This is a genomic window from Allobosea sp. GW823-FHT02B03 (assembly GCF_058797755.1).
Window position 1 is genome coordinate 118304 of record NZ_JBXAJY010000003.1, and the last position, 13803, is coordinate 132106.

11 protein-coding genes are annotated in these 13803 nt (G+C 68.3%); 5 read left to right on the forward strand and 6 right to left on the reverse strand.

What is annotated here, in order from left to right:
* Nucleotides 1-51 precede the first annotated feature (51 nt).
* The 3 genes from AC1REK_RS10220 to AC1REK_RS10230 are packed head-to-tail and all read right to left on the reverse strand — an operon-like array spanning nucleotide 52 to nucleotide 3492.
* Nucleotides 52-1830 carry an SUMF1/EgtB/PvdO family nonheme iron enzyme gene (locus tag AC1REK_RS10220; RefSeq protein WP_492268129.1) on the reverse strand — a complete coding sequence of 593 codons (1779 nt, stop codon included), beginning with the start codon at nucleotides 1828-1830 and terminating at the stop codon, nucleotides 52-54.
* A 49-nt stretch (nucleotides 1831-1879) separates the two neighbouring features.
* Nucleotides 1880-2362, reverse strand: a complete 483-nt coding sequence (locus AC1REK_RS10225; RefSeq protein ID WP_492268128.1) for a DUF4399 domain-containing protein — start codon at nucleotides 2360-2362, stop codon at nucleotides 1880-1882.
* The gene (locus tag AC1REK_RS10230; RefSeq protein WP_492268127.1) at nucleotides 2359-3492 is read right to left on the reverse strand and encodes a DUF4399 domain-containing protein; all 1134 of its coding nucleotides are present in this window, start codon (nucleotides 3490-3492) and stop codon (nucleotides 2359-2361) included. Before AC1REK_RS10230 ends, AC1REK_RS10225 begins: the two co-directional genes overlap by 4 nt.
* Before the next feature lie 263 nt (nucleotides 3493-3755).
* Between AC1REK_RS10230 and AC1REK_RS10235 the strand changes: the two genes are divergently transcribed.
* The 5 genes from AC1REK_RS10235 to AC1REK_RS10255 all read left to right on the forward strand — a co-directional run bounded on the left by AC1REK_RS10235 (nucleotide 3756) and on the right by AC1REK_RS10255 (nucleotide 10244).
* The gene (locus AC1REK_RS10235; protein ID WP_492268126.1) at nucleotides 3756-5279 is read left to right on the forward strand and encodes a caspase family protein; all 1524 of its coding nucleotides are present in this window, start codon (nucleotides 3756-3758) and stop codon (nucleotides 5277-5279) included.
* A gap of 34 nt (nucleotides 5280-5313) precedes the next feature.
* Nucleotides 5314-6555: an OmpA family protein gene (locus tag AC1REK_RS10240; protein WP_492268125.1), complete on the forward strand. Its 1242-nt coding sequence runs from the start codon at nucleotides 5314-5316 to the stop codon at nucleotides 6553-6555.
* 43 nt (nucleotides 6556-6598) lie between these two features.
* Complete coding sequence (locus AC1REK_RS10245; RefSeq protein WP_492268124.1) at nucleotides 6599-8146, forward strand: methyltransferase regulatory domain-containing protein; 1548 nt, start codon at nucleotides 6599-6601, stop codon at nucleotides 8144-8146.
* A 109-nt stretch (nucleotides 8147-8255) separates the two neighbouring features.
* The gene (locus AC1REK_RS10250; protein WP_492268123.1) at nucleotides 8256-9896 is read left to right on the forward strand and encodes a transglycosylase SLT domain-containing protein; all 1641 of its coding nucleotides are present in this window, start codon (nucleotides 8256-8258) and stop codon (nucleotides 9894-9896) included.
* Nucleotides 9897-9923: 27 nt separating this feature from the next.
* Nucleotides 9924-10244: a hypothetical protein gene (locus AC1REK_RS10255; RefSeq protein WP_327520507.1), complete on the forward strand. Its 321-nt coding sequence runs from the start codon at nucleotides 9924-9926 to the stop codon at nucleotides 10242-10244.
* A 9-nt stretch (nucleotides 10245-10253) separates the two neighbouring features.
* On the opposite strand, the gene AC1REK_RS10260 is transcribed toward AC1REK_RS10255, so the two are convergent.
* Genes AC1REK_RS10260 through tagF form a run of 3 tightly spaced genes read right to left on the reverse strand, consistent with a single transcriptional unit; the run spans nucleotide 10254 to nucleotide 13803 of the window.
* Entirely contained in the window at nucleotides 10254-12311 is a 2058-nt protein-coding gene (locus tag AC1REK_RS10260; RefSeq protein WP_492268122.1) for a serine/threonine-protein kinase, read from the reverse strand.
* Nucleotides 12308-13102 carry a PP2C family protein-serine/threonine phosphatase gene (locus AC1REK_RS10265; protein WP_492268121.1) on the reverse strand — a complete coding sequence of 265 codons (795 nt, stop codon included), beginning with the start codon at nucleotides 13100-13102 and terminating at the stop codon, nucleotides 12308-12310. Before AC1REK_RS10265 ends, AC1REK_RS10260 begins: the two co-directional genes overlap by 4 nt.
* A complete protein-coding gene (gene tagF / locus AC1REK_RS10270) occupies nucleotides 13099-13803 on the reverse strand; it encodes a type VI secretion system-associated protein TagF (protein ID WP_492268120.1) in 705 nt (234 codons plus the stop codon). Before tagF ends, AC1REK_RS10265 begins: the two co-directional genes overlap by 4 nt.

The following is a 13803-nucleotide window of genomic DNA, read 5'->3' on the forward strand; positions in this document are numbered from 1 at the left end:
CCGCTGCTCCCGCAGCGGCCTTCTTCGTTTCCGGCCACGGCCTAGGGCGCGTCAGGGCTCGCGGACGACGCGGAACCCGTTGGTGTAGAAGCGCACATCGCTTTCGTATTTGAAGCGCGCGGCCGAGCGCAGATAGCGCGGGTCGTTGTTGAAGGAGCCGCCACGCAACACGCGCTCGCGGCAGCCGGGCGGCGAATAGGCGCTGCCATCGCGCGGCGAGGCCCGGTAGCTCTCGCTCCAGCAATCGGCGACCCATTCCGCGGCGTTTCCGGCCATGTCGTAGAGGCCGAAGGCGTTGGGCGGGAACTGGCCGACCTCGATCGCCTGGCGCCGCGGCTGCGCATTACAGCCGATGCAATTGGCCTTCTCCTTGTCGATCGCGTTCCCCCAGGGATAGCTGGTGGTGGTGCCGGCGCGGGCGGCGTATTCCCATTCGGCCTCGGTCGGCAGGCGATATTTCCGCCCGGTCTTCAGCGAAAGCCAGACGACATAGGCGCCGGCATCGTTCCAGTGGATGTCGGTGACCGGCCGGTTGCCGCGGCCAAGGTTGCGGTCGCCAGGGCGATGGCTGCAGCCGCCCTGGGCGACGCAGGCGTCCCATTCGGCGAAGGTGACCTCGCGCGTGCCGATATAGAAGGGATTGCCGATCGTGACCGTGCGCACCGGCTTCTCGAATTCGAACATCTCGTTCGAGCCCATTTCGAAGCCGCCCGCGGGGACCAGCGCGAGCTCGGGGCAATCGTCGCAATCGCGGATGATTCTGGCGGGGCCCGGTGCAGGGCTCGCTCGCCCGGGCGCGACGCTGGCCGTCTGCGGTGGCGAGGTTGGGGCCGGGCGTCCCTGGCCGCGGTTCCTGAAAAACTCCTCCCGCGTCCGGGCCAGGCTGGCGAAGCGGCCATTGGGATAGGCGTCGAGATAGGCGCGGTATTCGGCCGGATTCTCGCTGTTGCGAATGGTCTCCCAGAAGGAGAGCTCATAGGGCCCGAGCTGGTCGGATTGCGGCCCCGGCGGCGGCGGCGCGGTGATGACGCCGCGTGTCGCCTGTGCGGCGACAGCCGGCCTTGTGGTCGGCATGACCACGAGTCCGGCTGCGGGTAGCGACGAGATCCAGATCTGCTGCTTTCGCCTGGCCACGGCATCGCGGCTGCGGGTGAGGGCGGCGGCCATGTCGAGCCCGGGCGTCCGGATCGCCTTCAACCATTCCTCGACCGCAGGGTTGGAGCGCCCGGCCGTCTCGGCGATGGTCCGTCCGGGCGCGGCAGGCGCCATCACCGCGATATTCTCGATCGGCTCGATCGGCGCTAGGCCCTTGAGGTTGCCACCGAGCGCCGCCTGCCAGGGATTGTCGCGAGTGGCGTCGAGCACGATCACCGCGCTCGCCGGCCGGCTGACGATCAACGCATCGAGCAGGCGGTCGAAGTCGATTGCGGCGCGGCCGAGGTCGCCCGGCGATCTGATCGCGGCATCGACCGGGACGAGGAAATTGCGGCCGCGGAACTGGACCGCATGGCCGGCATAGAAGACGACGACATGGGCACCGCGCGTCAGCTTGTCCCTGAACGCGCTCAGTGCCTTTTCCAACGCGGCACCGTCGGCATTCTCGACGTCGGTGACGTCGAAATCGCCGTGGCGCAGGATATCGGCCGCGGCGCGGGCGTCTGTCACCGCGCTGGCGACCGCGGCGTCCTTGTAGCTGGCATTGCCGATCACCAGCGCCAGCCGGGCAGGGGACGCGCCGCCCTGCGCGCGGGCGGGCGTCGGCAGCCAGGCCGGAGCGAGGAGGGCGGCCAGAGCCAGAAGCAGGGTCGCGAGCCGGCGGTACCAGGACATTCGGTTCAGCTCTCCGACAGGCCGCCCGCGCCGTCACGGGCGTGAAGGTTCAGCGGACATAGACTGTGATCTTCTGAGACATTACCGGCGGCTGATGCGGTGTATGCAGGTGGTCGCCGAGCAGCAATTGCAGCGTATGGGTGCCTTTCGGCAGGGTCACCACGACCTCGGTCTGACCGTTGCCGAGATGGATGTGGTTGTAGTCGGCAGGGATCGGCTGGTCGGTCGGTGGCGGCTCGACATCGATCAGCAGGTGGTGATGGCCGGTCAGCGGCTTGTCGATGCCGGCCGGCGCAATGCCCATCTCCTTCAGCCCCATCCGCACGGTGAAGCGCTCGGGAACGCGCAGCCCGTCGAGCGGATAGTGGAAATAAAGCAGCGCGCCGCGCGGCGATGGCTGTCGCTGCGCCGTCTGGGCCGCGGCGGGTGCAGCCGCAAGCAGCGGGCCGAGCAGGACGAGCCCGACCAGGGTGGTCAGCCGCCGCATGCAGAAGGTGGCGGCCAGGTCGGCGCTGCGGACAGGCGTGCTCATCGACGCTGACTCCGCTTGCGGGGATTGCCGACGAAGACCTCGATCCGCTCCGACAGGATTGGTGGATCGTGCGGCACGTGCTGATCGTCGCCGAGGATGAGCTGGAGCGTGTGCTTGCCGGGGGGAAGGGTGATCTTGCGTTCGGTCTGGCCGTTGCCGAAATGCAGGTGGTTGAGGTCGCTGGGAATGGCGACGTCGAGCGGCGGCGTCGGCACGTCGATCAGAAGATGGTGATGGCCGGTATTGGGTTTGATGACCCCGGCCGGCGCGACGCCCATATTGCGCAGCCCGAAGCGGATCGTCGAGGTCGCGTAGATCGTCGTGCCATTACGCGGATAGACGAAGTAGACGACGGCATCGTTCGGCGCGGGCGTGCGCCCGGGCTTGCCCCCCGCGCCTTGGGGCACGGCCGGGGCCTGCGTTGCGGAGGCCGCCTCTACCCGCACCTTGATCTTCTGTGACATCACTGGCGGATCGTGCGGGACATGCTCGTGGTCGGCGAAGAGCAGCTGCAGCGTGTGCTCGCCCGGCGGCAGCGTCAGCTCGGTTTCGGTCTGGCCGCGCCCGAAATGCAGATGGTTGAAATCGCTGGGAATCTCGCGATCGAGCGGTGGCAGGTCTGTATCGACCAGGAGATGGTGGTGCCCGGCATTGTCCTGCCTCGTGCCGGCCGGGACGATCGCGATGTTCGCGGTGCCGAAGCGGACGATGGAGCGGGGAGGGATTGTCGCGCCGTCCTGCAGGCCGACGAAGAAGACGCTGGCGTTGGGTGCGGCGGCGGTGCGCGGCTTCTCCTCGGGCGCGGCCTCGACCTCGATGGTGATCTTCTCCGACATCACCGGTGGGTCGTGGGGCACGTGATCGTGATCGGCGAAGAGCAGTTGCAGGGTGTGGCGCCCCGGCGAGAGCAGGATCTCCGCCTCGGTCTGGCCGCCGCCGAAGTGCAGGTGGTTGAAATCGCTCGGGATCGGCTGGCCGAGTGGCGGCAGATCGGTGTCGATCAAGAGGTGATGGTGGCCCGCATTGCGACGTTGCGTTCCGGCCGGAGCGATCTCCATCCCGGTGACGGCGAAACGCACCAGCACCTTGCCGGGAACCCTTGCATTGTCCCTGAGATCGACGAAGGACACCTTGGCGTTCGCCGGGGCCGGTTGACGCTGTCTCGATCGCTCCTGTGCGTCGCCGCTTCCCGCCAGCAAGGCGAAAGCCGCTGAAACACCGACAACAAGCTTCAGCCGGATACCTCGCATCGGCGCTCTTCCTGAGGGCGCGGCCTGGACGACAGAAGCTAACAGGCCCCTATCGCAGGAGCAAGCAAAGCGCCTGTGGCAATAATGGATAGGTCTGGATTTCGCCGGGTTCTTTCTTTAGGTTGACGCAGGGAATGCGTGCCATGAACGCTGCGCTCAAGCTCTGTGCACTGGCGGCTCTTCTTGCTCAGTTGCTGGCCATGCCGGCGCTGGCGCAGGACCGGCGCGTTGCGCTGGTCATCGGCAACTCCGCCTACAAGAACGCGCCGGCCCTGCCGAACACCGTCAACGATGCGCGCGATACCGCTGAGGCCCTTCGCAAGGTCGGTTTTGAGGTGGTCGACGGTGTCGATCTCGACAAGCGCGGCATGGACACCGTGCTCTTTCGCTTCGCGAGGCTGGCCCGGGACGCCGACGCGGTGATGTTCTACTATGCCGGCCACGGCTTCCAGTTCAACGGCGAGAACTTCCTGGTGCCGGTCGAGGCCAGGATCGATGACGAGGTCTCGGTCCAGTACGAGACGCTGAAGCTCAGCGAAGTGATCACGGCGCTCGGCTTCGCCAAGGGCGTCAAGATCATGGTGCTCGACGCCTGCCGCAACAACCCGTTCGTCGCGCAGCTCTCGAAGAACCAGGCGACGCGCAGCTTCTCCGTCGGCACCGGTCTTGCGCCGATCGCGCGGGCGCAGGGCATGGTCACGGCCTATGCGACGCAGGCCAACGATGTCGCGGCCGATGGCTCAGGCCGCAACAGTCCGTTCACGGCGGCACTGGTGCAGGAGATGAGGCAGCCCGGGCTTGAGATCGCGACGATGTTCCGCAGGGTGCAGAAGGCGGTCTACGACGCGACCGGCGGCAAGCAGACGCCGGAATTGTCGCTGTCGCTGCTCGGCGATTTCTACTTGAACCGCGAGGAGACCGACGCCGATATCTGGCGGCGCCTGCGCAGCAGCGATGATGTGGCGGAGATCAAGGCCTTCATCCAGCGCTTCCCCGCCAGCTTCTTCGCCGTCGACGCCAGGACAAGGCTGGACCTGCTCGAACGCCGCAGCGTTTCGGCGAGCGAGCGAGAAAAGCTCGAGAACGAATTCGCGGCACGGGAGAGGGCCCTGCTGGAACGGCTCCGGCAGGCGGAGAAGAGCCGGCAGCAGGCCGCGAGCGATCTCGCCGACCGAGATGCCGGAAAGACCGATGCGAAGGGCGCGGCGCCGCTGCCTGTCGATGCACCCAGGCAGGCGCCGGTCGCGGTCGCGCCCGCGGTGAAGCCGTCTGACGCTGGCGAGCGCGAGCGGCTCGCAAGGGAACTCGCCCAGCGCGAGCAGGAGCTCACGGCTCTGGAGGCCGAGAAGGTCAAGCTGTCCCAGGAACGCCTGGAGCGCGAGAGGGCTGTCGCGGCGATGATCAACTCCGGCGGCATCGTCAAGGAGTTGACCGCGCCGGAGAAGCCTCTCCTGCCAAGCGTCCGCCCGCCCCGTCAGGAACCGCAGCCGCAGGAACGCACGGTCGTCGACCGCAGGTCCAGCGACACGCTTGGCGGCAGCGACGCTTCTGCCCCGGCGCGAGGCAGCAAGAACCGCCGGCCCGGCGGAGCGCGCGACTGCACCGAGGAGCTGATGCGAGCCCAGCTCGGCGATGCTGGCGGGAGTTCACTGCAGGGTTGCCGCTGAGCAGGGTTTGTGACGACCGATGGGGGAGCGAACGATGGACTCGTCTCGGACCATGTCTTCGGCAAGTGGCCGTGCACGCCGACGTTCCCTGACCTATTGCGTCCTTGTTGCCGTGCTCGCCAGTCCCGCGGCGGCGCTCGCTCAGGCGCCCGCACCTGCCGGGGCGCCACCGGCCGCTGCACCTGCGCCGACGCCCATCGCGTTTCCGGAAGCCCTGCAGCGTGCGGCTGCCGACCTGTTCTCCAAGGCCGATCTGGCCGGCGACGGAATCGCGCTGGTGATCGACCCGCTGATCGACGGCATCTCCGGAGCGCAGTCGACCTCGACCCGCTCGATGCAGCAGAGCCTCGCCGAGATCGTCTCGAAATCCTATCCGCGCTTCCAGCTGCAGCCCTTCACGACCGAGACTCTGGCCCGCGAGCCGGTCGTGCTGGTCGGCACCTTCACGGCGGTCAACAACGCCGGCGACGCGAAGGGGGTGCGCGACGCCTACCGGATCTGCCTGACGCTCGCCGACCTGAAATCGAAGCGTGTCGTCTCGAAGGGCGTCGCCCGGGCGCGGACCGAGGGCGTCGACGTGACGCCGACGACCTATTATCGCGATGCGCCGATGTGGACGAAGGACCCGGCGACCGAGGCTTATATCAAGGTCTGCCAGGGGACGAGGCTCGGCGAGCCGATCGATCCCGTCTATCTTGAGCGGTTGAACGCTGCGGCGCTGATCAATGACGGCATCCTCGAATACGAGGCCCGGCGCTATCGCGAGGCGCTGGCCTTCTATCGCACGGCGCGGAGCCTGCCGGGCGGCGATCAGCATCGCGTGCGGGTCGGCGCCTATCTCGCCGCGAGCAAGCTCGGCCGCAACGAGGATGCCGTCGATGCATTCGGCGATCTCGTCGACGGGGGCCTCGCCAGCAATCAGCTCATGGTCAAGCTGCTGTTCCAGCCCGGAACCACGCAGTTCATCGCCAATCCGCAGATCACCGAACCCTATCCGATGTGGCTCAGCCAGATCGCGACGCGCGCCAGGCAGAAGGGCGCCTGCATCGAGATCGTCGGGCACACCTCGCGCACCGGCACGCAGCATCTCAACGAGCGGCTTTCGGTGTTGCGCGCGCAGTATGTGATGGAACTGCTCCAGGCCGGGGCGCCCGACAGCCGCAACCGCATGATCGCGACCGGCAAGGGCTTCAACGAAAACCTGATCGGAACCGGCAAGGACGACGCCAGCGACGCGCTCGACCGCCGGGTCGAGTTCAAGGTCATCGGCTGCTGAGCGGCATGGCGCGGGAGGTTGGCGTGACGGACGGGCCGCGTGCATGAGCGAGACCAGGACCAACCCCTACGATGCCGTCGCCTATCCCGGCCATGCCTTCTCCCAGACCCATCCCGGCCATCTGGCGACGATCGCACATTTCCACGGCATGCAGCCGGCGCCGACGGCGACGATGCGGGTGCTGGAACTCGGCTGCGGCAGCGGCGGCAATCTGATCCCGATGGCGCTGCAATCACCCGGCGCCAGCTTCGTCGGCATTGACCTCAGCGCCAGCGCGATCGCCCGGGCCAAGGCCGAGGCCGGCGAACTCGGTCTCGACAACATCGCTTTCCACCATCTCGACATCATGGCGGCGGATGCCGGCCTTGGAACGTTCGACTACATCCTGGTACACGGCGTCTATTCCTGGGTGCCGCCCTTCGTGCGCGAGCGCATCCTGGCTCTGTTCGGCGAATTGCTGCGGCCTCAGGGGATCGCCTATGTCAGCTACAACGCTCTGCCGGGTTGCCGGCTGCGTGATCTCGCCCGCGACATCATGCTCTACGAGACGCGCGACACCGAGGAGCCGCAGGAGCGGGTCAGGGTCGCACGGGCCGCGATCAAGCGCTTCGCCGAGGCGACCGATCCCGGCTCCTTCTACGGGGCGGCGCTGCGCGAGCGCCTGCAGCAGATCGACGAGATCCCGGACAATGTCCTCTACCATGACGATCTCAATCCCGGGGCGCGGGCGTTCGCACTGCACGAGGTGCTGGACGCCGCAGCGCCGCACGGCTTGCAATTCCTCGCCGAGGCCTCGTTCCCGAATAATTTCGGCGGGGCGCAAGGGCCGGCCCAGCAGATCCTGAACGCGATCCCGGTCGACGAGCCGCTGCGCCAGGAGCAGTCGCTCGACCTTCTGATCGGACGCTGCTTTCGCCAGACGCTGCTGTGCCGCTCGGATATCGTGCTTCACCGCGGCTTCTCGCGCTTTACGCTCGCCCCCTATCATTTGGCCGCGAATGTTCGCGAGGCCGAGGAGAAGGATGACAGGCCCGGCGTCGGCGGGTTCCTGTTCGGCAGCGACGTCCGGCTTGCCGTCGACCTTGACAGCGCCAAGGCAGCCTTGCGAGCGCTCGGCCGGGCCTGGCCCGGCAGCATCGGCCATGCCGAGCTTGTTGCGATTGCCCTGCGCGAAGCCAGCGATAGCCTCAGCCCTCTTATCGAGCGCGAGACCAGCCGGCTCAACGAGGCGCTGACGGCGATCTACCGGGCCGGCCTGCTGGAGATCAGCCTGGAGCCGCACCGGCTCACCACGGCCGTCAGCGAGCGGCCGGTGGCGAGCCTGCTGGCGCGGCGGCAGGCGCTGACCGGCAATGAGGTCACCGATTTGCGCCACCGCGCCGTGGCGCTGGATGGCGTCGTGGTGCGCAAATTCGTCAGCCTGCTCGACGGCACGCGCACGGCGCCGATGCTGCTGGCCGAGATGAACGACTTCCTGGCCGAGGCGCATGCCTCGGGAGGCGACAGCGCGCGCCTGCCGCAGCGCGCGACCGCGGACGAGGTCGAAATGCATCTGCGCGACGTCGCGCGGCTCGGCCTGCTGGCGAGCTGACATTGTCGCAGGTCCGTTGCACGCGTATCCTGCAGCGTTGCCCGAGCAGAAGGCGGCCGTGGAGCTGTGTGATCGCGGGCACGGCCGATATCGCCGGCGGTAGCGAGGCATGAGCCAGCGCTTCAAGCAGTTTCAGGCCGCGTTCCGGGAAGATGCCTGCCTCGAGGTGATGATGCAGGCGAGCCGGGGCGGCATCAGCATCGCCTGCCCGGCCTGCGGCCGGGTTTCGGCCTTCGTGCCGCGGGTCAAGTTGCGCGCCTATGCCTGTGAGCACTGCAATTTCATGGTTTCGCCTTGCGCCGGGACGCCGCTGGAGAGCCGCCGGACCTCGCTGCAGCTCTGGTTCTTCGCGGTCAGGGTACTGGCCGAGCGAGGGCCCAAGGCAGCGGCGTCGACGCTGGAGCGCGAGGCGGGAATCTCGATCGAGCACGCCCGGCGGATGATTGGAGAACTCGAAGCCGCCGCCAAGGACGGGCGCGGCTGGTTCACGGCCGCCCGCAAGGCGGTAACGGGCGATGTTGCTCCGGTCCCGGCACCGGGCGCTGCCGGTCCGGGGCGTGGCGCCCCGGCGTCAGGGATGAGGGCGTCGCCGGTGGATGGCGGAGGCCGCGCCCGGCTGCTGGTGCTGGCGGGCGCCGGTGCCGTCATCGTGGCGGTGATGGCGGGCATGGCGGTGGCGACGCTGACGCCTGCTCCGGAGCCGGTCCCGGATCCCGATTTCACGCCAGCTGAAACGGTCGACGCGCCGTCGCTGCACGCGCCGATGCGGCCTTCGCTGATCCTGTCCTCGGTCGAGGGCGATCTCGAAGCGGCGCGGCAGGCGACGCAATTCGCACTCAGCAACGATCCCTCGCTGGCGGCGCTGACCGAACAGACGGCGGACGACGCCTCCGGGGCAGCACCGGCGCCGGCCCTGCCGCTGCCGGTGCTGCCGCCCTCGAACATCCTGCTGGTGCCGCCGAAACTGCCGGCGAAGCCCGGCGCCGCGCCGGTTCCGGCGGCGCTGCCGCGCCAGCAATTGCCGCGTGCGCCGATCACCATCGGGGGCGATCCTGACCAGATCCTGACCTTCGGGCCGATCCGCATCCGCCGACATCTCGTCGACCTCATCGTGCGCGCCGGACGGATCGTCGGGGCCGACCCGACGCTGCTGATGGCGGTCGCTGACAAGGAATCCTCTTTCGCCACCACGGTCCAGGCGAAGACCTCCTCTGCGACAGGGCTGTACCAGTTCATCGAGCAGACCTGGCTTGGCGTCGTCTTCGAGTTCGGACGCAAACACGGCATGGTGGCCGAGGCTGCGCTGATCGCGCGCAATGGCCGGCAGTTCGTCGTCGCCGACGCCAATGAGCGCCAGCGCATTCTCGATCTCAGGCGCGAACCCTATCTCTCGGCCCTGCTCGCAGCGGAGATGCTGAAGCGCGACACGCTCCGGCTCGAGAAGGCGATGGGGCGCCATCTCACCGGCGGCGAGATCTACCTGATCCACTTCCTCGGCCCCGATGCGGCGCAGACCTTCATCGAGACGATGGAGGAGACGCCCGGCGCCAGCGCGGCCGAATTGCTGCCGCGCCCAGCCCAGGCCAACCGGCCGATCTTCTATGCAGAGGCCGGCGGCGAGACCAAGACGCTCTCGGTCTCGGAGGTGCACAAGAAGTTCAACGAGATGATCAGGGTGCGCCTCGACCGCTACAAGGTGGTGCGCGGCGGCCCAGCGCCCGTAGCTCCAGCGCGGCAGCCCTCACGCTAGGATTTGCCGGCCCGGGATTCCTGGCTCATGATCGTTGCCGTTGCGGCAATCCGGGAGCGGGTTATGGCGGCGGCGAAGAACCGGTTCGAACAGGTCGACGAGCAGCAACCGGATGCGATCACGCTGAGCCTTGGCCAGCGCGACGGCAAGACCTTCGGCAGGATCGCCTGTCCGGCGGAACTCGCCGGCGGTCATCTCGTCAACGATTTCCTCAGCGACGAGTTGGAGCCGGTCGAGGCTTTCCGCTCGGCGGTCAGGCTGGCCAACGAGATCAAGGCGCCGATCGTCGTCGAGGACCGGCAGGGGCTCTGGCAGGACGATTGGGGCGTCCTCTACCGCGAGGACTGAAGCCGGGCCTCACTCGATCCGGAAATACTTGATGCCGACGCCGAGCTTGCCGCCGATGCGCGACGCGTCCTGCTTTAGGCCCGGGAAGACATCGCCTGCCGGAGCGGGGTTCGGCCCGGACAAGGTCGGCAGAGGCGCGGGGCTGACCAGCGCTATCACCGCCTGCGGTCGGACCGGGGTTCCTGGCGCGGCCGTCGATTGGAGCCGGAGATTGAAGCTCGCCTTGCCGCCCTCGCGTCGCGTGAAGTTGGCGAGGTTGTAGACCAGCCCGTCATCGCCGACGAGCAGCACGGCGAGGTTCTGCTTCGGGTCGCTCTCGACCGTGCCGCTCAGCGTGTCTCCGCTCTTCATGGTGAAGGCGCCGATCTGCATGACCGGGCTGCGATCGATGCCGCGCCCGAGCTGGCGCAGGAAATCGGCCATCGGGCATTGCGCCGTCGAGATCGAACGCAGGCTGATCTGGGCTTCGAAGCCCTGGCTCCGTTTGAAGGCCGTGTCGAACGCGACGAAGGGCGGCGCTGAACTGCCGAAGCCCTCGATGGTCGCACGCCGGTCGCCGATCGCAGTCGGCCAGAGGAAGAAGCAGGCGCCGCCATCGTAAGTCGCGATGTAGCGCTCGATGCGCTCCGTCGGCGTGCGCGGCTCGGGGTCGAGCGTGTTCGTGGCGATTTTGGTCTCCCCTGGCGCCGAGGGGGCGGCGACAGGGGGAACCGTGACAGGAGGAATGGTGACAGGCGGCAGTTGGGCCGCCGGTGGCACTTGGACCTGGGCGGCCGCTGGAGGCTCCGCTCGGGCGGTATTCTGTGACGGCGTCGCGGGCGCCTGCGGCGGGACCTGGGCAGGTGTGGCTGCCGGCGGCGATGTCGAGGCTGGCCGGCGCTGCGCGGGCGTTTGCTGCGGCTCCTGGCGGCCGGAGGCGAAGCTGCCGGCCGGTGGCTGCGGGGTCGGCGGTGCCTGGGGGGCTGGCGGCGCCGTTTCGCCCGGGCGGGCCTGGGGCAGGTCTGGAGCATTCGGCTCGGGCGCGACGCCCTGCAGGCTTGGTGCCGGCGGCGCATCGCTGCGGCCGGCGAGCACGGGCGGTGCCGTGGAGGTGGGCGCGTCGCCGTCCTGCCCCAGCAACTGCCAGCCGACGAAACCGCCAGCAGCGATCAGGACGAGCACCGCGGCGCCGGCGAGCGCCTTCCAGGGAACGCCTCCGCCGGCTGCCGCCGGCTTGCCCTTCGGCTGCCAGGAAGCGACCTCGGCCATGTCGGCCGGGCGGTCCTTCGGATCGGGCGCGAGCATGCGGGCGAGAAGCGGCTGCAGGCCCTTGTCCAGCGAGGCGACGTCAGGCACGCGCCGCCGCTTCTCCAGGATCTGCATCTGGGTGCCGCCCATGTCGAGAGGGCGGCCGCCGAGCGCCTCGGCGAGGACGAGACCGAGGCTGTAGATGTCCGATTTGCCGGTGACCTCGCCGCCGAACAGGCCGAGCTGTTCAGGCGAGACATAGTTGTATTTGCCGGCGAAGCCCGTGCCGATGACGGTCTTCTCGCCCAGCATGTTGGATTTGGCGATGCCGAAATCGATGATCTTGGCGCGCCCGACCTGACCGCCGGGCAGGATGATGTTGTCGGGCGAGACGTCGCGATGGGTGATCCCCAGCATGTGCGCGGCGTGGAGGCCGCTGGCGATGCGCCGGCGCAGCAGGTCGACCTCCTCCGGCGATAGCGGGCCCTGCTTGAGCCGCTCCGACAGGGGCTGTCCGTCGACGAACTCCATGGCGAGGTAGGTCGCCTGAGTGCCGGGATCGACGGTGAAGACGTAGTAGCGGACGATCGCCTCGTTGTAGACATTGTGCAGCGCCGCGGCTTCCTTGCGGAACAGGGTGACGACTGCTTCGTCCTGCGCCATGTCGGGGCGGACCATCTTGATCGCCACTGCATCGCCGGTCTGGATGGCGCGGCCCTTGTAGACCTCGCCCATGCCGCCGACGGCGATCAGGCGCTCGATCTCATAGATGCCGTTCAGCCTGGTGCCGGCTGAAAGCCCGTTGCGCGGCATGATGATCGTGCGCTCGGAATCGGTCATGAGGCCTCGTTCTTCGGCTGACGCATGTTCGGCATCCAGCGGGTCTGCACGCGGCGATCTTGATGATAGCGGACAATGACGACGGTGACATTATCGCTCGCTCCGCGCTCGAGCGTCAGCGCCAGCAGGGCATCGCACGCACCCTGCACATCCGGGCCGGATGCTGCGCGCAGGATCTCGTCATCCTCGACATGGCCGGTCAGGCCGTCGGAGCAGAGCACGAAGGTGTCGCCGCCTTCGAGCTCGCCATGGTCGATTTCGAGGGAGGGCAGGTCGTGGACGCCGATGGCGCGGGTGATCACATGCCGGCGCGGCCAGTTCCGTGCCTCTTCGGCGCTGAGCAGGCCGCGATCCATCATATCCTGGGCCTCGGTATGATCGCGCGAGATCTGCGTGATGTATCCGTGGCGGACGAGGTAGATCCGGCTGTCGCCGGACCAGACGCAGGCGAAGTGGCTGTCATGCGCGAGCAGGACGGCAAGCGTCGAGCCCATCGTCGCGCCCGCGAGCGCCTGGGCCCGCCGGCGCAGCTCGGCATTGGCGGCGAGCACGCTCTGCTCCAGCCGTGCCAAGAGGTCTGCGGCCGAGATGGCGGGACCGATGCCGTCGAGCGCGGCGGCGACGGTCGCGCTCGCCATGGCGCCGTTCTCGTGCCCGCCCATGCCGTCGGCCACGGCCCAGAGCCCGAATTCGGGCCGCGTCACCAGATTGTCCTCATTGTGGCTGCGCACGCGGCCGGGATGGCTGATCGCGCCTGTCTCGAAGGCAAGCGTGGCGCCGACATGGTTCATGACGCTGCTCCCACACCCAGAAAGGCGTCGAAGCGGCCGGTCAGGAGGCCGCTGAACAGATAGGGGCTCGGCAGAGCCTGGCCGACCAGGGCGAGCGGCTCGAAGTTCTCGCCACCGACGGTCCAGAAATAGCAGGCATGGGCGTAGGAACGCGCATGGTCCTCGATCCGCAGCGCCGCCAGTCGGGCAGGGAAGCTCGCCGGCTCGAGCGCGCTGACGATAGTGCCGTCGGACAGCCTGACCATATCGACCGGCGGGGCGGCCTTCAGCTCGTCATTCGGAACCGGCAACTGGGCCAGAGCCTCGGCAACCGTCTCGAAGCTCGCCTCGGGCTCCAGCGCATTGAGCAGGAAATCCTCGGCGCGGTCGAACCAGGCATCCTGCGGGTCTGTCTCCGGAGGCGGAATCGCCGCGCCGGGACCCGCGACCGCAAAGACCGTGAGCGGGAAGTAGCGCCCGATCCCGTCGACCGAGGGCATGAAGGCGCCCGCAACGGAGTTGCCGCCATAGGCGGAGCCGAACCAGAAGCGCCAGATCGGCGCGTGCAGGAAGGCATCCTGCCAGCCGGCGCCGAGATCGAGTCGGCTTGCGGTCAGCCCGCCCTGGAGCCAGGGTTCGTAGACCGAGAGAAAGGCCGTGGGCGCCCCCAGGGCGATGAAGTCGCGCTTGCCCGGCAGCTTCCCGAACAGCCCGCACGCCAT

Excerpts from the sequence above, each read along its gene's own strand:
- AC1REK_RS10220 (WP_492268129.1), bottom strand. The coding sequence starts at position 1,830 with ATGTCCTGGTACCGCCGGCTCGCGACCCTGCTTCTGGCTCTGGCCGCC.
- AC1REK_RS10255 (WP_327520507.1), top strand. The coding sequence starts at position 9,924 with ATGATCGTTGCCGTTGCGGCAATCCGGGAGCGGGTTATGGCGGCGGCG.
- AC1REK_RS10240 (WP_492268125.1), top strand. The coding sequence starts at position 5,314 with ATGGACTCGTCTCGGACCATGTCTTCGGCAAGTGGCCGTGCACGCCGA.
- AC1REK_RS10225 (WP_492268128.1), bottom strand. The coding sequence starts at position 2,362 with ATGAGCACGCCTGTCCGCAGCGCCGACCTGGCCGCCACCTTCTGCATG.
- AC1REK_RS10260 (WP_492268122.1), bottom strand. The coding sequence starts at position 12,311 with ATGACCGATTCCGAGCGCACGATCATCATGCCGCGCAACGGGCTTTCA.
- AC1REK_RS10265 (WP_492268121.1), bottom strand. The coding sequence starts at position 13,102 with ATGAACCATGTCGGCGCCACGCTTGCCTTCGAGACAGGCGCGATCAGC.
- AC1REK_RS10250 (WP_492268123.1), top strand. The coding sequence starts at position 8,256 with ATGAGCCAGCGCTTCAAGCAGTTTCAGGCCGCGTTCCGGGAAGATGCC.
- tagF (WP_492268120.1), bottom strand. The coding sequence starts at position 13,803 with ATGGCGTGCGGGCTGTTCGGGAAGCTGCCGGGCAAGCGCGACTTCATC.
- AC1REK_RS10245 (WP_492268124.1), top strand. The coding sequence starts at position 6,599 with ATGAGCGAGACCAGGACCAACCCCTACGATGCCGTCGCCTATCCCGGC.
- AC1REK_RS10235 (WP_492268126.1), top strand. The coding sequence starts at position 3,756 with ATGAACGCTGCGCTCAAGCTCTGTGCACTGGCGGCTCTTCTTGCTCAG.